The organism is Lysinibacillus sp. A1, from assembly GCF_000801965.1.
Taxonomy (GTDB): Bacteria; Bacillota; Bacilli; order Bacillales_A; family Planococcaceae; genus Lysinibacillus; species Lysinibacillus fusiformis.
The window spans coordinates 78,358-103,671 of sequence record NZ_JSZM01000040.1 but is presented as its reverse complement, the minus strand read 5'-3'; the positions used below and the strand labels follow the sequence as shown (position 1 = coordinate 103,671).

Below are 25,314 nucleotides of genomic sequence, written 5' to 3'. Positions count from 1 at the left end.
ATTCATTATAGAAAAGCATTCATAGGAGGTATTTACATGTTCTTTCGAAGAGCTCAGGTTGCAGATAGTAATATATTAAGTAATTTAGCTTATAGATCAAAAGCTTACTGGGGATATACTGAAGATTTTCTTCAAAAATGTAAAGAAAAAGATGCTTTAACTGTAACAAAAGACTATATAGAAAACAATTCTGTTTATTTAATTGAAAGTGATAACAAAGTAGTTGCATTTTATAGTTTTGCCATTAATGAACAAAAATTAGATGCACTATTCTTAGATCCTGACTATATTGGTAAGGGGCTAGGGAAAATAATATGGAATCATTTATTGAATAAAGCTAAGGAGTTAGAGTTACGTGAATTTACAATAGATAGTGATCCCAATGCAGAAGGATTTTATTTAAAAATGGGCGCACTAAATATTGGTTCTACGCCATCTACAGTATTTCCTGATCGGAGCCTTCCTCTCATGAAGGTTAAAGTTAATTAAAGAACGCTAAAAGAATGGAGTTATCCTTTGATATAGGGGAAGCATAAAAATTACAGAATGGAGATTCATATGGAAAAAGTAAATTTTTATGATAGTGAACTATTTAATGAACAAGCTGAGAAAACTTTTTTATTACAAAAAAATAAGATAAAAATGCTTTTACCCGATGTAGATATACAGCACGTCGGCAGCACAGCAATTCCAAATACCATAACTAAGGGTGATCTAGACATTCAGGTCCGCGTTTATGCTAATCAATTTGCGAAAGCTGTGGAACTTCTTTCAAATCTATATGAAATAAATGAAGAGAGTATTAAAACTGATACTTTTAGAGCATTTAAAGATGATGCAACTAATCCACCTTTAGGAGTGCAATTAACAGTTATTGATGCTGATTTTGATTTTCTATGGAAATTTAGAGATGTCTTATTGGAAAATAAAAATTATCGTGAAGAATATGATAATTTAAAGAAGGAATATGAAGGTAAATCAATGGATGATTATAGAGAAGCAAAAGATGAGTTTTTCCAAGGATTGATGAAGACACCTGAGTTTGAAAAATACGTTAAATAAAATTCACTACAAGTATAGAATCCTGAAAAGCCTAAATATTAATCATATTATTAGAGAGGGCAATTGTCTATGGAAAGGAATTTCCCAACACTTGAAACAAAAAGATTATTTTTAAGAGAAATAACGACAGAAGATACGTATGATGTATTTACCTATTTATCTGATAAAGATGTTGTTAAATTTATGGGTATTTCACCCTGTCAAAACATAGAAGACGTTGAAGAAGAAATTAAGTGGTATAAATCAATATACAAAGAAGCTACAGGAGTAAGATGGGGAATAACAATGAAAGATACAGGGACGGTTATAGGTAGCTGTGGTTTTCTCAATATGCTTACAAAACATTATCGAGCTGAAGTCGGATATGAATTAAGCAAGGTTTACTGGGGGCAAGGGATTGCAAGTGAAGCATTAGAAGCAGTTGTTCACTATGGCTTTCAACATCTTCAGTTAGAAAGAATCCAGGCATTGATTGAACCAGCAAATATATCTTCGCAAAAGCTAGTAGAAAGACAGGGCTTTATAAAGGAAGGGTTGTTAAGACATTATGAATATACATGTGGAAAATTTGATGATTTATTGATGTACTCTATCCTGAAAAATGATAGGAGTAAATAACAATATGGTTTAGATGGTGCGTTGCCGTCGAAAACTTACGGAGTTTTGATGGTGATAGCTTTAACAAATACCCAGATGCTCAAAAGAGTACCTAGTTTAAAAACTTTAATTGCCAAGAACTTCGCCAACATTTTTGCGAATTAGGATTCTGTTATTTCTACATTTGGTTTGAATGTACCATCTGGATAGCCACTTGCAATGCCCACTTAATCGCTTCATAAACGTAATGATTTTTATTTACATCTAAAAAATTCTCAACTACAGTGTTAAAAAATGTCCAGCAATCAATTAATTTTGAGCCAGGGCATTTTTTAATGAACATATGTTACCACTATCATTTTAGAAGATAACTACAATTTATCTACTTATTATAATGTCATTGTCCAATTTCCATCGGCTGATATATCAAAGAAATAAATTTAGCTATTGTAACTATCATTACAGCTCTGGTGAATTCTCCCCGAATTATGTATATTTGTGTATAAGGAGGGATTAGATGAAAAGAATTCTTCACCTAATAATCATTTCATTAGTTGGAATATATTTCTTGTATGGTTTGTCTAGCACATTTTTAAACACCAAAGGATATAATGGTGAGGACATTATAATTTCAGCTATTGTATCGGTACTTGTTGCTCTATTTGGGGGATTTTTAATTCTACTTTATGGAAGAACATATAGTGCTGAAGCTATAAAAGCACGCAAACAAAGAGAAGCTAATAGAAAGAGAGAACAATTCGATGCAGAGAGTAAAGTACTTGGTTCAAGAGCTCGACAACAACTATTCAATGCAGATTTATGTATTAAAGTAAAACATACAGCTGGTTTACCAATTGCTGAAGGTGCTGAAATCTTTGTTTACAGATGCACAGATAAAGTCATTTTTGAAAGGGGTCAAGACACAATCGAGTTAGAAATAAATAAAGTTACCGATATTCTAATAAAAACAGATGTTGAGATTCAAAAAAGTTGGGTAAGTAGTGCTGGAGGAGCTATAGCGGGGGATAATGTTTTTGGTTCGTTAGGTGCTATAATTGGTGGACGAGCAAAAGAAAAAACGAGCACTGTCATAGAAAAGTATTTAATTTTTGCTTATGAAAAGAATGATGGACAAAAATATATATCTTTGGAAGTTACTAATGAACCTAATGCAAACTTATTTAATTCAAATTATTACAATCTCTCCAATAACGAAAGAAGATTTACGAGTCTTTAGAGTGCCAAAATTGGTGCTCTTTTTTGTATTGGAAATTAGCTTTGAAAAGTATAGAAAAGAATTGTAAATGCGGCTATAGAACAACAAAGACCAAGACAGCTAAATGATATGCCGTCGTGGTCTTAATATAAAAAATTTCTTCTATATGTATTGTAAGAAATGATTTATAGATATCCATATTAATATTTCCTTTTTGTAATCAATCCAAATTCATAAATAGCTTCTAGCTTGCCATTATTAAATTCTAAACTTACCATAGAATTTTCTTCTACACCGTTTTTTCCTCTATAATTAAGTTTATTTTCATCTTTGTGCAATGCACCATATCCTACGATTTCTTTTACGGTATCTTCACTCATACCAATTTTGAGCTTTTGAAACATTTCCGGCGTAATGGTTGAAATTTGTTTTGTCGGTTTTTCCTCTTCTGAAAAGATCATTTCTATCGATTGTCCGATTATCAATAACCCTATTATACTAATCACAATTAAGGCGATTTTTTTAGGCCATTTTGATGGAGCTACCTCTCTATAATAATAGGTTTTGTTTTCGGACTCCCTGACTTTTTCTGAATGATTATATTCTAAATAAGTTTCTTTTTCTATTATTGTATAATCTTCTGAAACTGCACCACAATATTCACATACGTATATATCTATATTTTCTTTGTAGAATTTTTTATATGAATTTGCAGCTAAACAGTTAGGGCAATTTTTCATAAATCCCTCTCCTTAACTTTTGATGAGCCATTTACCATTTTAAGCAATCTTATTATGTGTGTACATAACGAAAAAGTATAGGTATTCACTAATTTTGCCTTCTAAATATACTAGTTTTTAAAATTAAAATAACTTAGAGAAGGTTTCTATAATAAAATATATGATCATAAGTGCTGTCGCAATTGCTAAAGCCTACGTGAAGAATTTCTTTTCTTTCCATCATTTTGGATTTCGTTTTGTACTCTTACCGTCACTTCTTTCTGTGTTGTATCTTCAACAATCGTATTACAATATTCACATTTTTTTAATACTAAGCCATCTTTATATATTTATACTTTCTTTAACGGATGACTGGCTAAACAATTAGGACATTTATTCAACAAAATACACCTCTCAATCTCTTCTTCTAATTACTATTTTAGGAAAATCAGTATGAATTGTATAGTTGTAAATTGAGCATAAAAAATTAGACTAGTAAGGTGGGAGAAAACTGATGAATATTTTTGATCTCATTGTTGCCATAGTTGGTTAGGATCAGTGATTACTTATGTGAATATGGCTTTAAAGACAGCGAAGTAAAGACCAGAGGCTCAATTGAGTATCTGGGTATTTGGTGTGTATTATTTAATAATAGGGATTTAAGACATAGGCTGTTTATTTGCAAATAATGTTAAGTTATGTAATTAGTGCTGGTGTAGCTGTAGGAGGCTATGTTCTGTTTGGTGTATTAGGTGCTATTATAGCCGGTAGAGCAAAGGAAAAGAAAAGTATGATTGAAGAAAAATTCTTAATTTTTTCTTATGAAAAAAATGGAGAACTAGATTATATATCTATGGAAGTCACAAACGAACCTAATGCAATTCTATTTAATCCTAATTATTATAATATCTCCAATGCTGAAAGAAGATTTACAAGTCTTTAAAGAGTGAGTGCCTTTTAAAGGGTGCTCTTTTTTTATGAATCAGAAAGTAATATACATATGCTTATGAAGTTTATAATGAACTTCCAATTTTATAATGTATATTAATTTGAACACTTATATTATGTTGAACTTATGTAAAAATGAGTGAATTCATAAATGAGAATTTTTATAAAACGATTCACCATAAGAAAAACATGTTAACTAGATGTATATACTTTGCAAAAAGCTAACCTATTCTTCTTAACTATGACTGATAACTAGACCCTAATGCGGATAACCTGATAAAGGGCATAAAAGATGGGTGTAACAAAGTTATTTGGCATGATGATTCACAAATAGTTGAGATGAATGTACGGAAGTTTTATTCAGAGCAGCGGAGGAGGGCTGAGGTGCGATTGAATGGGGGTAATAAAGGTACGTAAGGAAGTTGGAGGGAGGATTATCCCCCCCCCTGATATCAATTACTTGTAAAATCTTGGATCGAAAAGACCTACTTCTGCGATAGATGAGTCAGATTTTTCTTTAATTACTTTAAACCCAATTTTATTTGCACCCTTAAGGTTAATTTCAATATCTTGAGGCATATCACCAGCAGAAAGTGGGTAACTCTTACTTAATTTTTCGTCAAGGTAAATTTCAAAAGTTAAATCATTTGGTGTTGATTTACCTTGTTCAGTTAAACCTAAAGAAGATTTAAAAGTGCTGAAGTTACCATTCAAAGGAAATTCAACTAAGTTATTTCCACTACTTCCCCATCCATATTTAAATGCAATGTAATTACTGTACTTGTTTCCAATATTATCTAAAATAGTATCTTTATCATATGAATACCTAGATGTAATACTATAACCATCACTTTGAGAATTCATATATTCTAGATCTCTTCCAGGATAAAAGGCAGATTTATCACTTGTTTTGCCTATATTTATAGTTTGGTTGGAGCTATCCCATTCCACTGGATACCCGAGTTCTTCACTAATGTAGCGCAAAGGAACATAAGTAGTTCCATTGTATGTAAAAGGCTTATCTTCTGGCATCCTAGAAACCTGGTTAATTTTTATATTTTTTACATTATAGAACACTTCGAGTGTCTTACTATTGGTGCTTGCGTAAACACCCGCACTTCCTAATAGAAGCGCACCTGCTACTGAAAATCCGATTAATTTTTTTTTCATAAATTCTTATTCCTCCATAAATTTAATTAGATAAGACTTATTACTCATTATCAATAATTCTTTATTCATTGTTAAAATATGTATTGTGTGAATAATTTTACTTATCTTTTGAAAATATCGGACATTTTTTACAATTTTTAATATTGTTTTTTAAAATATGGTACACTTTGAAATATTTACTCAACTGTTATTTAATTATTAGATTTTTCAAGTAAATAAAAAAGCCGCAGCGTTTGCACACGCTACAACTTTCTTAAGTGAACAATATGAGAAGGGTCACCTGGGATAGTAGTGGCCCAACCAATAAGAGAGGTTCTGTTAAACTAGTTTAGCTTAACACTACTATTTATATGTTGAGTTAACTTAGGTTCTATAGTTTATTGCCTTTGAATCAGAAAAAGAGCGACTAAAACATCGCTCTATAAACCTATTATGTATTAAAAAAATTACTTGATTCTTTCGAGTTCTTCGATTCGTTTTTCTAACTTTTTGATTTTAGAATCAGCTGAAATAGCAAAGACAAATGACAAACAAGCAAAAGAAAAAGCCATAAGTGCAAAAGAGTCCATTTAAATACCTCCAATACTAAAGAAAAGTGTTTTAATTAATTTACGGATGCAAAAGGAAAAGGTTTCAAATAGCTCATAACGATTGAGAAGGAAAAAGCCGAAGCGTTTGGATACGCTACAGCTCAAATTGGTTTATGCACTTTTAGGCTAGTTAGATAAGTAATTATAAAACAACTTAGGAGGCAAACCTATGTTAACAGAGAAAACCCACCCAAATCGCTACCAACTAGACAAGGCAATTAAGAAGTATCATGACAACATATGCAAGTAATGAGAATGAAAGACGAGCTAGATTGTAAATATGAGCCATACAAGCTAACAATGAGTGAGAGACCGAGTAATTGATAAGATGATAATGTTGACCTTCGGGTTACTTCTTTTATATTAATTTGAGAAGGAGATCTTTTTTTGTAGAATATATGTTCTTTAAAGGAGGATATTTTTATGAACACAATGACAAAAGAGAAAAAATATAGATTAAATTTTATAGATAAAGCCTTTAGTGAACATGGAGATGAAATTCTAGAATGTTTAGAAGACTATGGAGTGTTAGTTGAAGATCAATTTGGTTTGCATTCAATGGTGTTTAAAAATGAACAAGATTATTTGGAAACGAAGTTACTACAACTTGGATTACCTATAATACAAGAAGATGACGATGATGAAAATATTAACAACTACCTTATTTTGGGTGGGTATCACAATGGCAGTGATGAAACTGGAGGAAACCATTTCTACTATATTTATTACGTAGGTCATGATAATGCTTCAACTATCAGTACTGCAAAAGAAACAGCTATAAATGTTTATTTAAAATCGCTAAAATGAATTTGTCATTGCTATGTTATGATGTTCCAAATAAATCATTTTAAGTATTCTAGAGTTTAAAATCGTAGGTAATACTGTGAGGTGATATTTTCCTATTTTAGTATTTAAATTAAATGTTAGGGAAAGACCGACCGACGAGCGACCAGCGCTGAACAATTCGTTCGGAACATGACATGACATACTTGGCCGGCCCATACATAAGCATAAGGATCCGAATGGGGGGAGGAAGTCGAATATGAATTCCAATTCGCGTGGGAAAGACAGGCGCAACTACTCACTGCTCAATCGAGAGCGATCGGGGAGTTGCGTTCTTCTATTCGTCAGTTTGTTGAGATGGCTGATCAGGATGATGAACGCAGGCTTTAGCATATGCAACTGTCAATTGATAAAACGAAAGTGGAGATCGTTGAGTTTGATTCTTATGAACAAAATGAACTGATTGAAATTAAAATTGTGGGTAAAAACGTGAATAATTTATTCAAGAAATATTTGGAAATGAATTAGATCTATAAGTTTAAAGCATGAATAAAGTTGAATTAGTATTTAAATTACGAATCTACTATTTTAAATAAAATAGGACCACTTTATACCTCCTAATTTGTTATGGTATATCTAAATTATTCAAAAGGTGGAATTAAAATGGAATTTTTGAGGTAATGACTGCGATTTTCTTAGGCTTTTTTACGGGAGTTTTGCTTAGCGAAGGGGGTATAAAACTACATGAAAGCGGGATTCATATTTTATTAGGTTGCATTTTTTGGATGTTAATTTTCATTTTTTTGCGTATGCCTTTTTCAAAACGCACTAAAGTAAATAAAGAAAATAGTATTGGTTAAATTTATATACTAGAGGGATTTAAGTTTGATCTAATCTCTTATTCTTTTTGAAATGAAAGGCGTAAAAACAAAATAACCTTGAGATTATTACTTTTTCTAGATAATGTATGCGAAATGTGAATGTGAAATACAGGGAAAGGAGTAGAGTAAAAGTCGCTTGCGGTTGAAAAAGAGGTGAATCCACATTTCGAAGACTTTCTTTTCGAGCGTTGTAAAACTCAACTCCTAGTCGGTGGGTATGATTCATCGAAATCCTATCATGTAGCACATAAAATTACTTGAAGAAAAACGTACAGCTCTTGTCGTTCGTGAAGTTTACGATACACACAGTACATTCTCTTTGTTTACTGATATCATTAGAAAAATCCACACTTATTTTAAATACCAAGAAAAGTACCCCTCTATTTTTCACAGTTAGCATTAACTTAGAGCAAAAACCCCACCAAATCAACATTTTTACGCTATAATGTAGGTCGAGGTGAAGAAAATGTTTGTGAGTGAAAAACAGATTGAAATTCGATATGCAGAGACAGACCAAATGGGCGTTGTCTACCATGCAAACTACATCATTTGGATGGAAATTGGACGTACGCAGCTTGTAAGTGATGCGGGCTTTAAGTATGCGGCGTTAGAAGAGGATGGTTATGTGTCACCCGTTATGGATTTATCGATTTCCTATAAGGCTGCGATGCATTACGGGCAGGTGGCAACGGTTCGCACTTGGGTGGAAAAGCATGACCGTTTACGAACAACTTATGGCTATGAAATTTTACATGAGGATGGTACGGTGGCGGCCACTGCACAGTCTGTACATATTTTAGCTCATAAGGATACATTGCGTCCGGTATCGTTAAGTAAAGTGGATCCTGCTTGGGATGCAAAATATAAAGAAATTGCCGTTGTGGCAAAATAGGAGAGCCATAAATGGAAATGTTTTTAGCGTTAGGCGCGATTTTGGCCTGTCTGGGTGTTATTTTAGGTGCTTTTGGGGCGCATGCTCTCAAGGATAAATTTGCATCGCCTCATTATGCAGCCATTTGGGAAACAGCTGTGCAATATCAAATGTATCATGCATTAGCGATTATCGGGTTAGCTATTCTTTCGAATGAGGCGCTTTTAGGAAGTTCTAGCCTGCTTTCATGGGCAGGATATTTAATGTTTACAGGGATTGTTTTCTTCTCTGGTAGCCTGTATGTCCTTGCAGTGACAGGTGTGAAAAAACTTGGGGCGATTACACCCATAGGCGGAATGCTATTTATTGTCGCTTGGGTACTTGTAGCGATTGCGGCATTCTCATAAAAGAAAACGAGACAGTTCTCACAGGAGCTGCTCGTTTTTTTATGCGTGAATCAAGAAAAGTGAAACAATTTGGCTGATTATGCGTATTACATATTGTTTATAGATGATAAAATAAGCTAAACATTAATGTGAAGGTGGGAAATTAAATGGGTTTATTAAAAGCGGGAGTTGGCGCATTATCTGGCGTTTTAGAGGATCAATGGCGTGAATATTTCTATTGTGAGTCATTATCGACAGATGTGCTGGTGACGAAAGGTGTGAAGCGCACGTCCAAACGTGGGTCGAATAAAGGCAATGACAATATTATTAGTAATGGATCTATTATTGCGATAAATGAAGGGCAATGCATGATGATCGTTGAGCAGGGGAAGGTCGTAGAGTTTTCTTCAGAATCAGGCGAGTATGTTTATGATACCTCAACTGAACCCTCTATTATGTATGGCTCAGACCTGTCTCAGGGAATTATGGAGACGTTCAAGCAAATTGGCAAACGTTTTACATTTGGCGGAGAGCCTGCAAAAGATCAGCGAGTGTATTATTTTAATAAGAAAGAAATTGTAGGTAATAAATATGGAACACCTGCACCTGTTCCTTTCCGTGTAATTGACCGCAATATTGGCCTAGATATTGATATTGCCATTCGCTGTCACGGGGAATATTCTTATAAAATTATAGATCCACTATTATTCTATACAAATGTTTGTGGCAATGTAGAGCGTGAATATACGCGTGACTCTATTGATAGCCAGTTAAAATCAGAATTAATGACAGCGCTACAACCGGCGTTTGCACATATTTCAGCAAGTGGCGTTCGATATAGTGAAATACCTGCCCATACAGTTGCATTAGCAGATGCTCTTAACAAAGTATTATCAGAGAAATGGCTTGCGACACGAGGATTAGCGGTGGTGTCATTTGGCATTAGTACACTAAAAGCATCTGAAGAAGATGAGGCAATGATTAAACAATTACAACGCAATGCTGTGATGCGTGATCCTGGGATGGCTGCTGCTCATTTAACAGGGGCACAGGCAGATGCGATGATTGCGGCTGCCAACAATGATGCGGGTGCAATGTCAGGGTTTATGGGTATGAACATGGCAGCACAAGCTGGTGGCGTTAATGCAAGTCAGCTTTATCAACTGAATGAACAAAATAAGCAGGCTCAAATGGCTCAAGCAGCTTTGCAAAATCAAACAGCAAATGAAGCAAATGCGTGGACATGTACATGTGGTCATGAAAATACTGGAAAATTTTGTTCGAATTGTGGAATGGCAAAACCGGCTGAAGAAGGTTGGTCATGTGCATGTGGTGCGATAAATAAAGGAAAGTTCTGTAGTGAATGTGGGACAAAAAAGCCTACAGGAGCGTTAGTATATGCATGTGATAAATGCGGATGGGCGCCAGAGGACCCTACCAATCCGCCAAAATTCTGCCCTGAATGTGGCGATGTGTTTGATGAAAACGACGTGAAGTAAGGAGAGGATGATTCATGTCAACGCAAGAGGTTGAAAATGTCAAACAAGTAAAGCTTGATTTTGATGCGGAATGTCCTTCATGTAGTGCATCAATTGAATTTAATCCTGCGACCGGTAAGCTTTCTTGCCCTTATTGTGGCTTTGAGTCAGAAATAGCTACGCCAGAGCAAGAAGAAGAAAAAGCTGCTCAAGAAATGGATTTTTTAACAGCGGAGGAACGAGGCAATTTCAATTGGGGTGTGGAGAAAAAAACAGTGGTCTGTGAAGCCTGTGCGGCAGAAACGATATACGATGCACTACAGGTGGCTGACAGTTGTCCTTATTGTGGTTCCCATCAGGTCATGGAAGCAAGTGCTGAAAACACACTAGCCCCAAATGGTGTATGTGCATTTGAAGTAACAGATAAGCAAGCTGGGGAACATTTTCAAAAGTGGATAAAAGGTAGATTGTTTACACCGAAAGCTGCCAAGATTAGTGCTAGGCCGGATGCCTTTAAAGGGGTCTATCTTCCATACTGGACATTTGATACAAAAACAAGCTCCAGATATTCTGCCAGATATGGACGACATCGCACCGTTACAGATAAAGATGGGAAAACACATACAGAAACAGATTGGTATTCAACAAGTGGCTTTTATCAGGAATTTATCGACGATCATTTAATAAGTGCAACGACTCGCTATGATCAGAATATGATGCGAAAAATCGAGCCTTTTAATCTTTTAAACAATAAGGCCTATAAACCAGAGTATGTATCGGGCTTTTTGTCTGAAAGATATAGCATTGGCTTACAGGATGGCTGGAATCATGCCAAGAGGGATATCCATGACCATCTTCATGCGCAGATCACTTCAAAAATTCGTTGGGAAAATAGCGCGGATGTCGTATCGAATTTACGTTTTTCGACCAATCATGATGATATTACATACAAATATTTAATGTTACCGATTTGGTTGTCGTCCTTCCGTTATAAAGAGAAAATTTATCGCTTTATGGTCAATGGGCAAACAGGTCGAGTAGGTGGGGATGCTCCAATATCACCACTACGTGTAACGATAGCTGTTATCTTATCAATCCTAGTGATAGCTGCCATTTGGTATTTCTTCATGTCTGAATAACGATAAGCAGTATTCCATCAGGGGTTTAGTTGACCATTTGGAATACTGCTTTTTTCATAAAATTGTCCATTGATGCTAGGTAATTGACTACTTTATGAATCATTATCATCCTTTATCCCAGCCGCTAGGGAAGCTCATAGCATAAATTATAATGAATAGTAAAAAGAGCGAACAGCCTTGAATAAATAACATGTTAGGTAGAACGAAAGCATAAAATGACAAGATGGCGTAAAAAAGGAACCTATTTCATTAGAAATGATGGGGAATTATAAGGATGACAACGAAGACGATGAGAAACTTTCAGACAGATACGCCAGAAATGTTACTAAGTGAAGTTGCGATTTTACAATAAACAACTTATTATACAGTCAGAGAGCATTTTTTTAGCTATTAAAAGACATGTAATGTTATTTTTGAATAACAAATAAAAGGTTATTCATAATGGAGGTTTCGAAGATGGACGCAATTGAAGTGTTAACGAATTTAGATCAAATACATGGGTATTATCAGCCGATATTTAGCGCAGACGCGCATACGGTGATAGCCTACGAAATTTCCGGACATCTACAAATTGAAGGTCAGCAAATTAATTTAAAGGATTTCGTCAATAATGAAGATATTCCAGAAGAATATCGAATAGATATGGAACATAAAATTTTGCATGCAGCACTAGCTCAAATTGAGGAAATTGCATCAGATATTGATATATACATTCCTAGTAACCCTAATTTATTGATGCAAGATTTTGGTGAAAGCCATTTTAATATCATCCAACAATATATTGGAGAAGAAGATTTAAATCGCATCGTATTTGTCGTATCTGAGCATCGATTTTTAGGAGATATTAATAAACTGCACCATGCACTGAGGTATTTTACGACGTTTGGGGTAAAAATCGCAGTTCAGGAAGTAGGAGCTGAAAGTCATTTAGAGCATATTGCGTTATTGGCGCCCCATATTTTAAAGGTGAATACACGTGATTTAAACTATGATTCTTGGTCTGCTCAATCCGATATGATTTCTGCAATTGGCAGTCTTGCCTATAAAATAGGTGCGAATCTATTATTCGAAGATATTGAAACGGTTTATCAGCTACAATTTGCTTGGAAAAACGGAGGACGCTATTATCAAGGTCCTTATTTAGCCAATCCTGCAATGAACCTTGTCGATAAAGAGGTATTAAAAGAACGCTTTAAAAAAGAATGCCAGCAATTTATTACATCTGAAAAGAAAATGCTAGAGGCACAATTTTTACAGCTCAAGAAATTAAGAGAAGAATTGGAGGCGATTGTTCACCGTGTGAAACCAACGAGTGATAATACCTCACAATTAGAACATTTAGCTGAATTACTGGATAACTATTCTTTCAGACTATATATTTGTAATGAGGATGGCTTCCAATTAACCCCAAACGTCATGAGAATAGAGGGGAATTGGGAGTTGCAGCCCCGTGCCATCAACAAAAATTGGAGCTGGCGCCCATATTTCTTACAAACGATTATTAAAATGCGTAACGATCAAAGTGGGGAAATTTCTGAGCTTTATCGTGATATTGAAACAGGTGAAATTACAAGAACCTTTTCAATCGCTATCAACGAACATGAATACTTGTTTGTTGATCTTTCCTATGACTATCTTTATGAACACAGTATTTTTAGGTAAGCTTAGAAATGCTTATATAGCAAGGGTTGAGGGGTATAACTATGTTTGTACCCCACTTTGTACCCCAAATTTGATGTATATCATGATTTATTCAATTTTAATTAAAGAAGAAAGAATTTGTGTTGCCTTTAATTCCTCATCCGCAAGGGAATGTGCATAACCCCTCATCACCATTTCAGGAGTAGCCCCAATTATTTTTGCAACTGTAGTTACAGCGGTTCCCTCTGCAATCAGAATACTTACAAATGTATGACGAAGAATATGTGCTGAGAAACGTTCAAAATTATGTTTCTTCTTTAAAGCATTAAACATTTTTAATATATAATTACTGCTAATTGGTTCTAGGTTAGCCGTAATAAATAAATAATGATCTTCTTTTAATTTAACGTTGTAAATTTTTTCATTTCAATACTCCATATTTTAAAACTTTTTAGATGCTCCGATAATTCTTCACTCATATTAATAGTACGGATACTATTTAGGGTCTTGGGTGAAGGAACTCCGTATTCATCACGTGTTCTACTAATTGATATGGTATTTTGCTTGAAATCTAAATCGTTCCATGTAAGGCCTGCTAATTCACCTTTACCATCCCAGTAGTAGCCAATGTTAGTAAAATTGCATAACGTGTAGCATTTTCAGTAGATTTTGTAGTCAATATTACATTTTCGAGTTTTGGAGCAGTTAAGGCCTCTTTTTGCGTGTAGGCTTAGCGAGAGATCATTTTTCAAAATACAGGGCGTTACTATGATCCATACATTGTGGCAGTTACAAAAAATTGAATATCTACTAGATTAGATGGGGCAGTTAGATGAATAAATTACCTCAAAAAGTCCTTCTGTCTGCATGGATATTCCAATAGACAAAGGATAATGATGAAATCAGAAGTTGGGTGCTGGAGTACAGGACTAGGTATCCGAATTATCGAATTGTCAAAGTGAGTGGTAGTTTTGCAGTTTGTGAGAAGTTAGAGAGCTTTTTAAAGAAGCTCTCCATACTACATTACTTTTCTAACTTGTCAGCAATTCTTAATAGAATTTCAGTTTGTTCTTTTTGGATATTAATGATTTTAAGCACGAACCAGACTATAAATACTACTGGTACAAGATAAAAAACTAATAAAAAGAAAATAGGTATAATTCCAAATAATATTTCCATAACTGTATAAAAACCTCCTTGCTGGATTATTGTACCATAATTAATTGAATATTTGTGGTCAATTTCAGGCTATTAATTTAAAATTAAAAATTTGAAAATTTCGAATATGGAGGGTATTTATGACTGGGATATTCAGAGAACGCAAACGAGAGATATTCTCTGCGCTTTGTAGAGAGCTTGGGAAATCAGATGCTTATGATCAGTATTCTTGGGGCTATCAAGAAGAAAAGTGTATAGTGTGTGGTTCAGAAGTGGAACGTACTCACATTTGAAATACCAGGAGTCAACAACCGCAAGAACAACCTCGTTTTAGTAGACGTGGTAAAATGTTGTCACACATGACGCGGCCAAAAAGGAAGGACTTCAAAGACAAAGCTCGTAGCATGGCAAAATAAGCCGTCTGAATTGATTACAGGACCGATAAAGCTACAAGCTGATATTTATCTCATGCCACCGAAGAAATACCATACAGGACCAAAAAGAGCATTAATAGCTAGTGGTGAAATACGACTTACAACGAAATCTGATACAGATAACCTGATTAAGGGCATAAAGGATGGGATGAGTAAAATCATCTGGTATGATGACGCGCAAATCGTTGAACTAAATGTTCGTAAGTTTTATTCAGATCAGCCTAGAGCCGAGGTGACGATTGAATGGCTAGAAAAGTATAGAATCGATACATCTTATCTACTGGTGAGGTTCGTGAAATCGTTAAACTAAATAATAACGGTAAGGTAAAGGTACTGGCCTTTCGTGTGTTACTGAACAATATGTAAAAGGGTCACTCAAGATAAAAGCGACCCTGTTGAGGGATGATGTGACGGTCAACTAGCGTCACAATCTGGTAAGTGCGTGCGATACACTCAACGTTAATTTGTGCAAATCAAAGTTCCTTATACATTAAGAAAGCCGCAACGTTTGCAGACGCTAGAGCTTTCTTAAGTGAACAATATGAGTAAGGTCGCTTGGGATAGCAATGACCCTACCAATAAGAGAGGTTTTGTTAAACTAGTTTAGCTTAACACTACTATTTATATGCTTAGTTAACTTAGGTTCTATAGTTTATTGCCTTTGGAACAGAAAAAGAGCGACTAAAACATCGCTCTATAAACCTACTATGTATTAAAGAAATTACTTCTTTTCTTTCGAGTCCTTCGATACGTTTTTCTAACTTTTTGATTTTAGAATCAGCTGAAATAGCAAAGACAAATGACAAACAAGCAAAAGAAAAAGCCATAAGTGCAAAAGAGTCCATTTAAATACCTCCAACTAATAAAGAAAAAGTGTTGTAATTAATTTACGGATGCAAATGGAAAAGGTTTCAAATTGCTTATAACGAGTGAAAAAGAAAAAACCGTAGCTTCTAGCATGTTATAGTTTGAATTGGTTAGCCCTTTAAACAAATTCTCGAAAATAAATTTAGCATTAGAAGGAGTTTCTTGTACATGCTATTATTCAACAACGTTTTAAGGAGCTAAATATTGTATGGATCACTTTTTCACACTTAATTTTTGGGAGATGACTCTTAGAACATTATTTTCGTTTTTTACACTACTTATTTTGGCACGAATCCTTGGAAAAAAACAACTTGGCCAACTTACTTTTTTCCATTATATAACAGGAATTTCGATTGGTTCAATAGCATCTCAAATTGCAGCCGTTGCTGAAACACCTTTTTTAGATGGATTGATATCATTAATTTGGTGGAGCTTTTTAACTTTTTTCATAACCATCATTACGTTGAAATCTAAAAAAGCACGAGTACTGTTTGATGACAAACCGACTATTGTCATTCAAAATGGCCTAATTTTAGAATCTGGATTAAAGAAAAATCGGTTGCATATGGATGAACTAACAATGATGTTAAGGGAGCAAGCAATTTTTTCTGTACAAGATGTACAATTTGCAATACTAGAGACAGATGGTAAGCTTAGTGTTTTACACAAAACTTCAGTACAATCAGCTACAAAACAAGATGTTAAAGCAGATGTTACGCCTCCAACATACTTGCCAACAGAGGTTATTTCAGATGGGCAGCTTATTTACGAAAATTTGGTTGAACTTGAATTGACTGAAGACTGGCTTAATAAGAAATTGAAAAAGCAAAGGGTTCATAACGTTAGGGATGTTTATTTTGCCCAAGTTCAAACAAATGGTTCATTGTATATCAGTCTGAAAGATAATAAGGGACAAACTGACCTTTAATACATCTTGTCCTAGCTATTCATTTCGGTCAGTCATAAAAAAAGAAACATTTGAAAGCATGTAATATTAAAAAGCAACAACTAAATCTTTCTCCAAAATAAGAACAAAAAAGCCGCAGAGAGTGAGTATCTCTGCAGCTCCTTTAAGTAGTGGAACACTACGCAAACTTATTTTGATTGTTTATTGAAAATTTATACTTCTTACTTCATTAGTAAAGATTAACAATCTCAGAATAAAAAAATGCTATAACGTCGTCACACACTACAGCTCGAATTGGTTTATGCCCTTTGAATAATGGCTTAGTCATTAGCATTATACCACAACTTTGGAAATGGGAAAAAAGCTTATTTAAGTCCAATTATCGATTTATATGATGGTTCAATTGTGAGATATATGTTCGGTCATTCGAATAATAATTCCCTTGTTTTCAAAACAATAAAATCAGCTATTCAATCATTACAATTAGGCGAACAGCCATTAATACATAGTGATCGAGGTTTTCAATATACATCGAAGGAATTTAAGCGAATTGTGGAAGCTGCCAATATGACACAGAGTATGTCCCGTATTGGTCGATGTATTGATAACGGACCAATTAATCATTTTGGGGCACATTGAAGTGTGAGAAGTATTATTTACATAAGTACGATTCATATGAAGAGTAAAAACTAGCGATTGATGATTATATTCATTTTTATAATTACCATCGTTATCAAAAAAGATTAAGCGGCTTGAGTCCGTTAGAATTCAGGACTCAAGCCGCTTAATACATTTTTTATTATTTCCACTGTCTACTTGACGGGGGGCAGTTCATAATTGCTTTCTTGGTCTATATTTATTTTTATTCTTCTACATTATTTTCAATTATCTGATACGCCTGTAAAAGTTAAGGAATCTGGATCCCTGATAACCATTGAAACAAAAACATCCTCTTTTTTATATTTAACTGCATGGTATGCAATTCCGTCTAATTCGAAATCTCCTTCCTTTTTAATTTTCCACCCATTCTTCATTATAATAAGTTTATAATCGATTGGGATTCTTTTACCAGAAACTCTATCCCATGTTATTATATATGAACTTACTGAACCAATTTTGCTTTTAGATTTTATCTCCACATCTTTTGGTACTGGAAAACCATATAAGAATTCTTCTTTTTCATATCTTGAGTCTATAATATTGGTATATATATAAAATGTTCCTACAGCTACTACTAAAGCAAGTGCAACGACTATTGCTATTTTTTTCATCAAAGTGAACATTCCCAACGAGAGAAAATCTGTTTCGTTTGAGGCTTTGTTTTGGACTTCGTTTCGTACTCTCTCTGACACTACTCTCGATTTTTTCGTTGAAGTATCTTCAAAAATCGTATTACAATATTCACATTTCACAATTACTAAACCATCTTTATATACTTTCTTAAAAGGATTACTGGCTAAACAATTAGGACAATTATTCATTTGTATTCACCTCAATATATCTAACTACTATTTACCATTTTAGGAAACTTCATTATGCCTGTACATAAAAAAAGTACAGGTACTTAAATATTTGTGCCTGGGCTTTTTTCATTCTTTTAACAGAAAGACCGAGATAGCATAAATACCCTTGTTCATAGAACAAACTTTTATTTTATAATTTAATAAAGTTTAGATATAGTATCAATAATAAAATAAAGGATCATAAGTCCTATCCCAATTGCTAGAGCCTTACCTGAAGATTTTTCTTTTTGCACATCATTTTGTACTTCGTTTCGTACTCTCTCTGACACTACTCTCGATTTTTTCGTTGAAGTATCTTCAAAAATCGTATTACAATATTCACATTTCACAAATACTAAACCATCTTTATATACTTTCTTAAAAGGATTACTTGCTAAACAATTAGGACAATTATTCATTTGTATTCACCTCAACATATCTAACTACTATTTACCATTTTAGGTAATTAGATATGTTTTGTACAGACGAATATTTTAGTGATGTGCATATAGCTACTTAAGGTCCAAATCTTCAGATTCTATTAAAATGCAATTGAGATGTTTTTTAAAGGTAAAGAGAGAGTAATTGAGGGTTTCAAAAGCATAGTTGAAACTGCTTTTGACACTTTGATTGGAAACAGTTCTATGGGTGAATATGAAGAAAAAATGTTTTTTGTTTATCCTGAAAACTTCGTAATTGTTCGGGTAGATGTTAAATTTTATAAGTATACATTCTCATCCAAAGGTATTATTGCTGAAACTGAAAATATTTTCTGCTATACCATGGCAAAATCAATTGTTGATCATAAGAAATTATCTGTCGATGAGCTTTTGTATTTGGTGACAGAAATGATGGCGCGGAAAAGATTAGTGAGGTTAAAGCATTTATAAAAGAATTAAGAGATATATGGAAGATGCTAGAAACTGAAGATACAGAAAGTATCCTTTTAAATTACCAACTTGCAGATGCACCACAAAAAGTTTTAAAATCTAGCTCAAATAATAATTTACCTTCAGTTTCGAATATTAATGAATTAAAGAAATTCGCAGAAGATAGAGATTGGATTGTCAAGGAAGTGTTATCTGATAAATTAGAAATAAAGAATTACGAAATTGAAAAATTATTCTCTCAGGAAGAGAATCCGAAGTTTGTTCTTGCTAATGATTCAGCATCAAACGAAGATTATCAAAGATGGACAAAGATGATTTATGAAATTGATGAAGCATATGGCGAAGTTATAAGAGAAAGAGAAACAAATCCAGTGATCCATTCTTAACTAATATTCTACAACAATTGACCAGTTCACATCAAATTGAACTGGTCTTTAAAAATTTTATTTGCTAAAACAAGAACACTTTTGGATGAGTGACCTAAATGAATACCAAAACCCTGGTACTCATTAATTTGAGCATTGACTTTTTTATTTCCACAAATATTAATACTTGCCAAAAATCTGTTTTGTTAATTTCTTTATATATAATTGTAGTACAGATACAAAATTAAATTGCATATATTCGAGTTCTCAGACCCAAATTCAAGAGCAAATAAATATAAATCTCAAATTCAGGCCCAAGTTCAGTCTCAGATTCTAGCGCAACTTCAAGCTCCGGTTCAAGAGCAGGCTCAAACTGATACCGATACAATATCAAATGTTGGATATCCTAAATTAAACGTAATTAACGTCCTAAATTCGTAAATTTAGTTTGACAATAAAAAAAGGCCAACTATAAACATAAATCAGGTGACACCTTATATAAAAAAATTATAATTAAGGAAGACCGAGAAATGTTTCTAGAGCTTTATTTTGAATATTAATTGAATTCCTCCGATATTTAATATGTTACAACATACACCAATGGAGTGATTAGTTTAATAAGCATAGATAAATATTTTCCTTGTTTACAAAATTTATATGAAGGAGTACAATAATTCCGTAAATCAGAACTAATAAAATATCGGCCAAATCTCAACAATTGAGAACGGAGGACCCATTATTTTGGGGTTAATTCTGCCTTGCAGAAAGGATGAGATATTCTCTTTCGCCATCCTACCCGTCAGCTAACTTCGTCGGCTAAAGCGAAGGAGGTCATAAAGAAGACCGCCTAACTCAAGTAATTTTTTATTGCTTGTTTAGATCGGTCTTTTTTTATTTTCCAATAAAAGGGTTGCGAATGGTTTTTATTCCGCACATGATTCATATAAATTCAAATTTTGGGTAAAGTAATGTATTACTATGTACCACACTTAGGAGATAAAAATGAAGAGCTTAAAAGAAAATCTTGATCCTGCAAAGATTCTTGTTTTGGGATTCGCTATTCTAATTTTTATAGGTGCTTTTTTATTAACTCTACCTATAGCAACAGAAGATGGTAAAGGTCTAGCATTTTTAGATGCATTATTTACTGCTACGTCGGCTACATGCGTTACAGGTCTTGTGGTTGTTGATACCGGTGAAACATTTTCATTGTTTGGAGAAATTGTAATTCTAATCCTAATACAAGTAGGTGGGCTAGGATTTATGACATTTGCAACCTTTTTATTTGTTCTATTAGGGAAAAAAATTTCTTTAAAAGAAAGGTTGTTATTGAAAGAAGCTTTTAATACAAATTCAACTGCTGGCGTAGTTAGATTAGTTAAACGGATATTAATTTTCACTGTCATAACTGAATGTATTGGTGGTATATTGCTTGCCGTTCGTTTTTCATTTGATATGTCTATTGGTCAAGCAATCTATTATGGATTCTTCCATGCCATTTCAAATTTTAATAATGCTGGTTTCGATTTAATGGGAGGGTTTAACAGTTTAACTGATTATGTTGACGATCCCATTGTAGTTTTAACAATTAGTTCTCTTATCATCTTAGGGGGATTAGGTTTTATTGTGATTAATGAACTTTATGAATATCGTGAAATTCGTACTTTCTCGGTACATACAAAGGTTGTTTTAAGCACAACGCTTATCCTTATTGTTGGAGCAACTATTTTAATATTCTTATTTGAGTATAATAATGTAAAAACATTAGGTTCCTTATCTCCAACAGGAAAAGGTCTTGGCGCTTTATTCCATAGTGTTACACCTAGAACTGCTGGTGCTAATACATTATCTATGGGAGATTTAACTCATGCAACCTTGTTCTTAACCATCTTTTTGATGTTCATTGGAGGAGGATCAGGTTCGACTGCAGGTGGTATTAAAGTCACTACGTTCGCAGTATTAATTATAACTGCCCTTTCTCAACTAAAAGGAAAAGAAGAAGTAGTTTTATTTAAACGTCGTATTGTTATTGAAAATATCCTAAAGGCACTAACTGTCGCAATGAGTGGTATCATGATAGTAGTTGTTGTCACTTTCATGTTAAGTATTACGGAAAAAGGTCATGTATTTATAATGTATCTATTTGAAGCCACTTCAGCATTCGGTACTGTTGGTTTATCGATGGGGTTAACGCCTGAGCTTTCACCAATTGGTCGTTTTATAATTATTTTAACAATGTTTGTGGGGAGATTAGGACCTCTTACATTAGGTTTTGCAATTACTAAAAGACGTAAACAGGAAGCATACCGACGTCCAAAAGGTAAAATAATGATTGGATAAATAAACGGGGAGTGTATAGAGAGTGGATAAAAAACAATATGCTGTGATAGGATTAGGAAGATTTGGAACCAGTATCGCAAGAAGATTACATGAAGCTGGGCAAGAAGTTTTGGGTATAGATTTAGATGAAGAGAGTGTAGAAGATGCTGAAACTTTTTACACACACGGAGTTATTGCAGATTCTACGGATGAGAAGGCACTTAGATCCTTAGGAATTACCAACTTTGACTGTATAATTGTAGCAATTGGTGATGATATTCAAGCAAGTATTTTGACTTGTATGCTACTTAAAAATCTTGGATTAAAAAAAATAATCGCAAAAGCTATTGGAAAACGTCACGGTCAAGTTTTAGAAGCAATAGGAGTGGATTGGATTATCTATCCTGAAAGGGATATGGGAGACCGAGTTGCCAATCAACTTCTTTCACCAAACACTCTCGATTATATTGAACTTTCTAAGGATCATAATATAGAAGAAATTATTATCCCTTCAAAAATGGTTGGTAAGAACTTAAAAGAGCTGAACATTCGTGCTAAATTCAACGTTAGTGTAATCGCAATTATAAGAACTGGAGATATTATCGTATCTCCATCCCCTGAGGAATTACTGCAAAGAGAAGATCTGTTGGTAACTATTGGTAAAAGAAGTGATTTAGCAAGGTTCTCAAGTTTAAATGACTAAGAGAACATGTTGATTTAGCTTTGACAAGTATATAATGTAGCAAACAAATAACCAGGTGCTCGAATGAGTACCTGGATTTATTTAAACTAAACCTCTAATTCATCATGTTTCTTCTTTTTAGGTACAACTTTCATTACTACAGTAACAGCCTCATCTATAGTTTCTCCAAGCATCGATTTCAGATTATACACCAAGTTTTCAACCTTATCGGCTACCCACAAAACAATGATGCCTCCGCATAATGTAAACCCAATAATATCATGGGCCATCGCCTTTATAATTTGAGTAATCGAAAAATCTTACGTATTTCCATTTCATCTAAATGGCGAAGAAAATTGGACAATTACCATTGCATAACCTTCTTATTACCTAGTGTCACCCGAATTAGTACAGCAGCCGTTGTGGTTGGTGTTATATCGAGAGCGAATGCCAACACACTCAATTGTTCGAAATCTCGCTGTTTGAATTTAATCGTCACTTTGCCTTTGTTAGGCTGAACCGTTATCCTCAATTTCGGCCTTTCTGGATATCCCATGGTGTTTGTATCTTTCCATCGATAATCTCTCCTGAACCACTTTCTGATCTCTTCGACAACGAACTCTGACACTGCCCCAGTATTACATAACCTTTCTGCAGCATCCTTTACAGGTTCATCACATATATCTGCAAATTTGTATAAGGGGGCATTTGGGTGAGTAATGAAGGTAGGAAGAACAAACCTGTCAGCTTTAACATCAGTGATGAACACGATTTCGCACTATTAAATCATGCAGAACAAACAAACCCGTTGACTGGTAAGCCACGAAACGTCAGTAAGTATGTAAAGAGGTTAATTGAAGAGGATATGAAACGACCACCTCAAAGTAAATTTAGGATTGAGCGAAATGAGCCTATCATCATAGAAGAAGAAACGTACTCAATTGAAACTAAAGAGGCCATGAACAGTTTTATATAAAACAAAAAATCACTCTCTAAATGAGTAGTGATTTTTTTATACACCTGCCATATAATAATTATTATGCAAACTAATAAAGTGGGGTACAAACTTTCAAAAACGGTAGTACCTCACTTTTACCCCAGTTGATTTACTTTTATAACCCCTTATTACAAAAAACCTGGCATTTATGAAAACAGTATTTTTAGGTAAGCCTAGAAATGCTGATATAGCAAGGGTTGTGGGGTATGACTTATGAGTGTACCCCACAATTGACGCATGGATTTATTCTATTTTAATGAATAAAGATTTTGCTTGAGTTGCTTTCATTACTTTCGTTAATTTAAAAACCCAACTACAAAAAAATTTGTAGTTGGGTTTTCGTAACATGATATTTATACTTGTACTACTTTTAAATAGCTACTTAATTTCTATACATTAACTCCGTATACGTATCACCATATGGAGTTGCAGTTTCAGTGATATACGTGTTGATAATTGTACCCATAGGATTTCTTACTACATTTTTTACTTTGTGGTAAATAACATCTTTTCTAACACCAACACGGATATATTTAGTAGGGTACTGCGATTCATAAGTCCTTGTAGATGTAAAACTATGTGAAAATGAAATACCGAACGTTGATGAACCTTGTGCAAAGGAGCCGTTTATACTCCAAGTGATTCCGCCAGCGATGGATACACTTTTCACTTTATCCCAACCTGGTGTAGCGGGGTGATAACCAATAAATGCGCGTGAAACAGTGTATTTTTCAAGTGTTGTCTGAGTTGTCTGATTACATGTAGCACATAAAGGTTGTATGCTGTTATTCAGATAAGATTGGTAATCTTCTTCTGATTCAAACAAAATCATGCCACCGTCTTCTGTTGGTACGCTATACCTATCATCTGTCACAAATTCTAAATCTTCAAAGGGTAGTAATTCTGAATCACTTTCGGCTGCATGGACTAAAAGGCTACTGCAACTAAAAACTAAAAATAACACAAAGCTAAAGAACAACGAACTAAGTAACTTATTTCCAGTTATTGCTGTCATCTTTTAACAACCTCCCCTGTATTTGTAATTCAATTTCCATTATATACTAAGTGGCAATATTTGTATATACTAGTTTAGATTATTGTATAATATGTAAGTATTAACTAAAGTTATTAAATTTTAAAAGAAGGTGGAAAAAGAGTCGTGAAAAAGAGGTTAACAGTTTGTGCTTTACTTGGATTATTGTTAATGCAAACGGCTTGCAGCTATAGTGTGGATGTTAACTATGAAGAGAACAATCCCGAAATTGTTCTTTCTGAAAATACAAAATTAAAAAATTTAAGAGTACTAGAACTGGATGCTAATCATGAAGAAAGTAAGAAGGTTCTTAACATATTTGGAGAAGAATTAAAGGATGGAATTTATGCTTATGATGAAAATGAACATAAAACATATATTTTAATAAATTCAACTACAAAGAATTACTCTGATTACTCCTTTAAATATAATAAGGAAAAGAAAATTTTAACTTTTACCTATACAACTACAGAAGGAAGTAGCACAAATTACAAAAAGCTATTTCTTTTAGAAAGTAACAAGAAGAATCCCTATGAGGAAATCAAACTTCTTAATAATGGGAATGATGATGGTTTCATAGGTGTGTATACACGATAACAAAAGTTTATAAATGATTTACGTGGCGGTCGAACATAGGGGAGTCCGTTCTTCAAAAAAATGGTCGACAATTCTACAAATG

Annotated in this window: 32 protein-coding genes, 3 pseudogenes and 1 riboswitch; of the genes and pseudogenes, 24 read left to right on the top strand and 11 right to left on the bottom strand. The window is 33.9% G+C overall.

The features are described from left to right. The first annotated feature begins 36 nt into the window (after positions 1-36). From PI85_RS22200 to PI85_RS22190, 3 genes are all read left to right on the top strand, one after another. Entirely contained in the window at positions 37-489 is a 453-nt protein-coding gene (locus PI85_RS22200; RefSeq protein WP_036126399.1) for a GNAT family N-acetyltransferase, read from the top strand. A 69-nt stretch (positions 490-558) separates the two neighbouring features. After that, the gene (locus PI85_RS22195) at positions 559-1,062 is read left to right on the top strand and encodes a GrpB family protein (RefSeq protein ID WP_036126397.1); all 504 of its coding nucleotides are present in this window, start codon (positions 559-561) and stop codon (positions 1,060-1,062) included. A gap of 69 nt (positions 1,063-1,131) precedes the next feature. Beyond that, positions 1,132-1,680 carry a GNAT family N-acetyltransferase gene (locus PI85_RS22190; protein WP_036126395.1) on the top strand — a complete coding sequence of 183 codons (549 nt, stop codon included), beginning with the start codon at positions 1,132-1,134 and terminating at the stop codon, positions 1,678-1,680. A 140-nt stretch (positions 1,681-1,820) separates the two neighbouring features. On the opposite strand, the gene PI85_RS25305 is transcribed toward PI85_RS22190, so the two are convergent. Further along, positions 1,821-1,886 (bottom strand): S-layer homology domain-containing protein, encoded by a 66-nt coding sequence (locus PI85_RS25305; protein WP_081937132.1) that lies wholly within the window; start codon positions 1,884-1,886, stop codon positions 1,821-1,823. A gap of 290 nt (positions 1,887-2,176) precedes the next feature. On the opposite strand from PI85_RS25305, the gene PI85_RS22185 reads away from it, so the two are divergent. Then, positions 2,177-2,896 carry a hypothetical protein gene (locus PI85_RS22185; protein WP_036126394.1) on the top strand — a complete coding sequence of 240 codons (720 nt, stop codon included), beginning with the start codon at positions 2,177-2,179 and terminating at the stop codon, positions 2,894-2,896. A gap of 179 nt (positions 2,897-3,075) precedes the next feature. Here the strand turns inward: PI85_RS22185 and PI85_RS22180 are convergent, their stop codons facing one another. After that, a complete protein-coding gene (locus tag PI85_RS22180; protein ID WP_036126392.1) occupies positions 3,076-3,615 on the bottom strand; it encodes a hypothetical protein in 540 nt (179 codons plus the stop codon). A gap of 658 nt (positions 3,616-4,273) precedes the next feature. Between PI85_RS22180 and PI85_RS22175 the strand changes: the two genes are divergently transcribed. Beyond that, on the top strand, positions 4,274-4,537 hold the full coding sequence (locus PI85_RS22175) for a hypothetical protein (protein ID WP_144422581.1): 264 nt from the start codon (positions 4,274-4,276) through the stop codon (positions 4,535-4,537). A 278-nt stretch (positions 4,538-4,815) separates the two neighbouring features. Next, complete coding sequence (locus PI85_RS24120; protein ID WP_082011625.1) at positions 4,816-4,959, top strand: RusA family crossover junction endodeoxyribonuclease; 144 nt, start codon at positions 4,816-4,818, stop codon at positions 4,957-4,959. A 39-nt stretch (positions 4,960-4,998) separates the two neighbouring features. Here the strand turns inward: PI85_RS24120 and PI85_RS22170 are convergent, their stop codons facing one another. Then, on the bottom strand, positions 4,999-5,712 hold the full coding sequence (locus PI85_RS22170) for a stalk domain-containing protein (RefSeq protein ID WP_036126388.1): 714 nt from the start codon (positions 5,710-5,712) through the stop codon (positions 4,999-5,001). A 446-nt stretch (positions 5,713-6,158) separates the two neighbouring features. Beyond that, positions 6,159-6,281: a hypothetical protein gene (locus tag PI85_RS25140; RefSeq protein ID WP_255350118.1), complete on the bottom strand. Its 123-nt coding sequence runs from the start codon at positions 6,279-6,281 to the stop codon at positions 6,159-6,161. Between the two features lie 444 nt (positions 6,282-6,725). Here PI85_RS25140 and PI85_RS22165 point away from each other — a divergent pair, with 444 nt between their 5' ends. The 8 genes and pseudogenes from PI85_RS22165 (at position 6,726) to PI85_RS22135 (ending at position 13,502) form a co-directional block, all read left to right on the top strand. Then, positions 6,726-7,109, top strand: coding sequence for a hypothetical protein (locus tag PI85_RS22165; protein WP_036126386.1), 384 nt, complete (start codon positions 6,726-6,728; stop codon positions 7,107-7,109). A gap of 369 nt (positions 7,110-7,478) precedes the next feature. Next, positions 7,479-7,613 carry a hypothetical protein gene (locus PI85_RS25135; protein WP_255350117.1) on the top strand — a complete coding sequence of 45 codons (135 nt, stop codon included), beginning with the start codon at positions 7,479-7,481 and terminating at the stop codon, positions 7,611-7,613. 506 nt (positions 7,614-8,119) lie between these two features. Beyond that, positions 8,120-8,312 (top strand): annotated as a pseudogene (locus PI85_RS24970) (phage terminase large subunit); the annotation flags it as partial. A gap of 120 nt (positions 8,313-8,432) precedes the next feature. After that, positions 8,433-8,858, top strand: a complete 426-nt coding sequence (locus PI85_RS22155; RefSeq protein WP_036126381.1) for a thioesterase family protein — start codon at positions 8,433-8,435, stop codon at positions 8,856-8,858. 11 nt (positions 8,859-8,869) lie between these two features. Beyond that, complete coding sequence (locus tag PI85_RS22150; protein ID WP_036126380.1) at positions 8,870-9,244, top strand: DUF423 domain-containing protein; 375 nt, start codon at positions 8,870-8,872, stop codon at positions 9,242-9,244. Between the two features lie 146 nt (positions 9,245-9,390). Next, the gene (locus PI85_RS22145; protein ID WP_036126377.1) at positions 9,391-10,722 is read left to right on the top strand and encodes an SPFH domain-containing protein; all 1,332 of its coding nucleotides are present in this window, start codon (positions 9,391-9,393) and stop codon (positions 10,720-10,722) included. 14 nt (positions 10,723-10,736) lie between these two features. Then, the gene (locus PI85_RS22140; protein ID WP_036126376.1) at positions 10,737-11,840 is read left to right on the top strand and encodes a hypothetical protein; all 1,104 of its coding nucleotides are present in this window, start codon (positions 10,737-10,739) and stop codon (positions 11,838-11,840) included. Positions 11,841-12,296: 456 nt separating this feature from the next. Beyond that, positions 12,297-13,502, top strand: a complete 1,206-nt coding sequence (locus PI85_RS22135) for an EAL-associated domain-containing protein (protein WP_036126374.1) — start codon at positions 12,297-12,299, stop codon at positions 13,500-13,502. Between the two features lie 87 nt (positions 13,503-13,589). Here PI85_RS22135 and PI85_RS22130 read toward each other — a convergent pair whose 3' ends face one another. Beyond that, positions 13,590-13,898 carry a tyrosine-type recombinase/integrase gene (locus tag PI85_RS22130; RefSeq protein WP_082011622.1) on the bottom strand — a complete coding sequence of 103 codons (309 nt, stop codon included), beginning with the start codon at positions 13,896-13,898 and terminating at the stop codon, positions 13,590-13,592. 881 nt (positions 13,899-14,779) lie between these two features. Here PI85_RS22130 and PI85_RS24480 point away from each other — a divergent pair. Together PI85_RS24480 and PI85_RS22125 are read left to right on the top strand one after the other, a co-directional pair. Next, positions 14,780-14,932, top strand: coding sequence for a hypothetical protein (locus PI85_RS24480; RefSeq protein ID WP_158499488.1), 153 nt, complete (start codon positions 14,780-14,782; stop codon positions 14,930-14,932). Positions 14,933-15,044: 112 nt separating this feature from the next. Next, positions 15,045-15,383 (top strand): annotated as a pseudogene (locus PI85_RS22125) (RusA family crossover junction endodeoxyribonuclease); the annotation flags it as partial. Between the two features lie 328 nt (positions 15,384-15,711). On the opposite strand, the gene PI85_RS22120 reads toward PI85_RS22125, so the two are convergent. Then, on the bottom strand, positions 15,712-15,918 hold the full coding sequence (locus tag PI85_RS22120; RefSeq protein ID WP_036126368.1) for a hypothetical protein: 207 nt from the start codon (positions 15,916-15,918) through the stop codon (positions 15,712-15,714). Between the two features lie 230 nt (positions 15,919-16,148). On the opposite strand from PI85_RS22120, the gene PI85_RS22115 reads away from it, so the two are divergent. Further along, the gene (locus tag PI85_RS22115) at positions 16,149-16,868 is read left to right on the top strand and encodes a DUF421 domain-containing protein (RefSeq protein WP_082011621.1); all 720 of its coding nucleotides are present in this window, start codon (positions 16,149-16,151) and stop codon (positions 16,866-16,868) included. 324 nt (positions 16,869-17,192) lie between these two features. Beyond that, a pseudogene (locus PI85_RS24965) lies at positions 17,193-17,635 on the top strand (transposase); the annotation flags it as partial. 93 nt (positions 17,636-17,728) lie between these two features. Here the strand turns inward: PI85_RS24965 and PI85_RS24555 are convergent. Together PI85_RS24555 and PI85_RS22100 are read right to left on the bottom strand one after the other, a co-directional pair. Next, positions 17,729-18,328, bottom strand: a complete 600-nt coding sequence (locus tag PI85_RS24555; RefSeq protein WP_036126365.1) for a hypothetical protein — start codon at positions 18,326-18,328, stop codon at positions 17,729-17,731. A gap of 179 nt (positions 18,329-18,507) precedes the next feature. Continuing rightward, positions 18,508-18,768: a hypothetical protein gene (locus PI85_RS22100; RefSeq protein ID WP_036126363.1), complete on the bottom strand. Its 261-nt coding sequence runs from the start codon at positions 18,766-18,768 to the stop codon at positions 18,508-18,510. Positions 18,769-18,906: 138 nt separating this feature from the next. Here PI85_RS22100 and PI85_RS22095 point away from each other — a divergent pair, with 138 nt between their 5' ends. The 4 genes from PI85_RS22095 (at position 18,907) to PI85_RS22080 (ending at position 22,626) form a co-directional block, all read left to right on the top strand. Then, positions 18,907-19,239 carry a hypothetical protein gene (locus PI85_RS22095; RefSeq protein WP_144422582.1) on the top strand — a complete coding sequence of 111 codons (333 nt, stop codon included), beginning with the start codon at positions 18,907-18,909 and terminating at the stop codon, positions 19,237-19,239. A gap of 23 nt (positions 19,240-19,262) precedes the next feature. Next, positions 19,263-19,625, top strand: a complete 363-nt coding sequence (locus PI85_RS22090) for a hypothetical protein (RefSeq protein ID WP_036126358.1) — start codon at positions 19,263-19,265, stop codon at positions 19,623-19,625. A 671-nt stretch (positions 19,626-20,296) separates the two neighbouring features. Next, positions 20,297-20,437: riboswitch (cyclic di-AMP (ydaO/yuaA leader) on the top strand. Positions 20,438-20,606: 169 nt separating this feature from the next. Then, positions 20,607-21,944, top strand: a complete 1,338-nt coding sequence (locus PI85_RS22085; RefSeq protein WP_036126355.1) for a TrkH family potassium uptake protein — start codon at positions 20,607-20,609, stop codon at positions 21,942-21,944. A 22-nt stretch (positions 21,945-21,966) separates the two neighbouring features. Continuing rightward, positions 21,967-22,626, top strand: coding sequence for a TrkA family potassium uptake protein (locus tag PI85_RS22080; RefSeq protein ID WP_036126353.1), 660 nt, complete (start codon positions 21,967-21,969; stop codon positions 22,624-22,626). A gap of 86 nt (positions 22,627-22,712) precedes the next feature. On the opposite strand, the gene PI85_RS25130 is transcribed toward PI85_RS22080, so the two are convergent. Then, complete coding sequence (locus tag PI85_RS25130) at positions 22,713-22,847, bottom strand: hypothetical protein (RefSeq protein ID WP_255350116.1); 135 nt, start codon at positions 22,845-22,847, stop codon at positions 22,713-22,715. A gap of 122 nt (positions 22,848-22,969) precedes the next feature. Further along, entirely contained in the window at positions 22,970-23,137 is a 168-nt protein-coding gene (locus PI85_RS24475) for a hypothetical protein (RefSeq protein ID WP_158499489.1), read from the bottom strand. A gap of 180 nt (positions 23,138-23,317) precedes the next feature. Here PI85_RS24475 and PI85_RS22070 point away from each other — a divergent pair, with 180 nt between their 5' ends. Further along, positions 23,318-23,581 (top strand): hypothetical protein, encoded by a 264-nt coding sequence (locus PI85_RS22070; RefSeq protein ID WP_036126348.1) that lies wholly within the window; start codon positions 23,318-23,320, stop codon positions 23,579-23,581. 403 nt (positions 23,582-23,984) lie between these two features. On the opposite strand, the gene PI85_RS22065 is transcribed toward PI85_RS22070, so the two are convergent. After that, on the bottom strand, positions 23,985-24,617 hold the full coding sequence (locus tag PI85_RS22065; RefSeq protein WP_036126346.1) for a hypothetical protein: 633 nt from the start codon (positions 24,615-24,617) through the stop codon (positions 23,985-23,987). 144 nt (positions 24,618-24,761) lie between these two features. Between PI85_RS22065 and PI85_RS22060 the strand changes: the two genes are divergently transcribed. Next, a complete protein-coding gene (locus tag PI85_RS22060) occupies positions 24,762-25,232 on the top strand; it encodes a hypothetical protein (protein WP_036126344.1) in 471 nt (156 codons plus the stop codon). The last annotated feature ends 82 nt before the right edge of the window (positions 25,233-25,314 follow it).

What these genes read in the sequence shown, in the direction of transcription:
- PI85_RS22200 (WP_036126399.1), top strand. Translation starts at nt 37, where the DNA reads ATGTTCTTTCGAAGAGCTCAGGTTGCAGATAGTAATATATTAAGTAAT.
- PI85_RS22195 (WP_036126397.1), top strand. Translation starts at nt 559, where the DNA reads ATGGAAAAAGTAAATTTTTATGATAGTGAACTATTTAATGAACAAGCT.
- PI85_RS22190 (WP_036126395.1), top strand. Translation starts at nt 1,132, where the DNA reads ATGGAAAGGAATTTCCCAACACTTGAAACAAAAAGATTATTTTTAAGA.
- PI85_RS22185 (WP_036126394.1), top strand. Translation starts at nt 2,177, where the DNA reads ATGAAAAGAATTCTTCACCTAATAATCATTTCATTAGTTGGAATATAT.
- PI85_RS22180 (WP_036126392.1), bottom strand. Translation starts at nt 3,615, where the DNA reads ATGAAAAATTGCCCTAACTGTTTAGCTGCAAATTCATATAAAAAATTC.
- PI85_RS22170 (WP_036126388.1), bottom strand. Translation starts at nt 5,712, where the DNA reads ATGAAAAAAAAATTAATCGGATTTTCAGTAGCAGGTGCGCTTCTATTA.
- PI85_RS25140 (WP_255350118.1), bottom strand. Translation starts at nt 6,281, where the DNA reads ATGGACTCTTTTGCACTTATGGCTTTTTCTTTTGCTTGTTTGTCATTT.
- PI85_RS22165 (WP_036126386.1), top strand. Translation starts at nt 6,726, where the DNA reads ATGAACACAATGACAAAAGAGAAAAAATATAGATTAAATTTTATAGAT.
- PI85_RS25135 (WP_255350117.1), top strand. Translation starts at nt 7,479, where the DNA reads ATGCAACTGTCAATTGATAAAACGAAAGTGGAGATCGTTGAGTTTGAT.
- PI85_RS22155 (WP_036126381.1), top strand. Translation starts at nt 8,433, where the DNA reads ATGTTTGTGAGTGAAAAACAGATTGAAATTCGATATGCAGAGACAGAC.
- PI85_RS22150 (WP_036126380.1), top strand. Translation starts at nt 8,870, where the DNA reads ATGGAAATGTTTTTAGCGTTAGGCGCGATTTTGGCCTGTCTGGGTGTT.
- PI85_RS22145 (WP_036126377.1), top strand. Translation starts at nt 9,391, where the DNA reads ATGGGTTTATTAAAAGCGGGAGTTGGCGCATTATCTGGCGTTTTAGAG.
- PI85_RS22140 (WP_036126376.1), top strand. Translation starts at nt 10,737, where the DNA reads ATGTCAACGCAAGAGGTTGAAAATGTCAAACAAGTAAAGCTTGATTTT.
- PI85_RS22135 (WP_036126374.1), top strand. Translation starts at nt 12,297, where the DNA reads ATGGACGCAATTGAAGTGTTAACGAATTTAGATCAAATACATGGGTAT.
- PI85_RS24480 (WP_158499488.1), top strand. Translation starts at nt 14,780, where the DNA reads ATGACTGGGATATTCAGAGAACGCAAACGAGAGATATTCTCTGCGCTT.
- PI85_RS22120 (WP_036126368.1), bottom strand. Translation starts at nt 15,918, where the DNA reads ATGGACTCTTTTGCACTTATGGCTTTTTCTTTTGCTTGTTTGTCATTT.
- PI85_RS22115 (WP_082011621.1), top strand. Translation starts at nt 16,149, where the DNA reads ATGGATCACTTTTTCACACTTAATTTTTGGGAGATGACTCTTAGAACA.
- PI85_RS24555 (WP_036126365.1), bottom strand. Translation starts at nt 18,328, where the DNA reads ATGAATAATTGTCCTAATTGTTTAGCCAGTAATCCTTTTAAGAAAGTA.
- PI85_RS22100 (WP_036126363.1), bottom strand. Translation starts at nt 18,768, where the DNA reads ATGAATAATTGTCCTAATTGTTTAGCAAGTAATCCTTTTAAGAAAGTA.
- PI85_RS22095 (WP_144422582.1), top strand. Translation starts at nt 18,907, where the DNA reads ATGTTTTTTAAAGGTAAAGAGAGAGTAATTGAGGGTTTCAAAAGCATA.
- PI85_RS22090 (WP_036126358.1), top strand. Translation starts at nt 19,263, where the DNA reads ATGCTAGAAACTGAAGATACAGAAAGTATCCTTTTAAATTACCAACTT.
- PI85_RS22085 (WP_036126355.1), top strand. Translation starts at nt 20,607, where the DNA reads ATGAAGAGCTTAAAAGAAAATCTTGATCCTGCAAAGATTCTTGTTTTG.
- PI85_RS22065 (WP_036126346.1), bottom strand. Translation starts at nt 24,617, where the DNA reads ATGACAGCAATAACTGGAAATAAGTTACTTAGTTCGTTGTTCTTTAGC.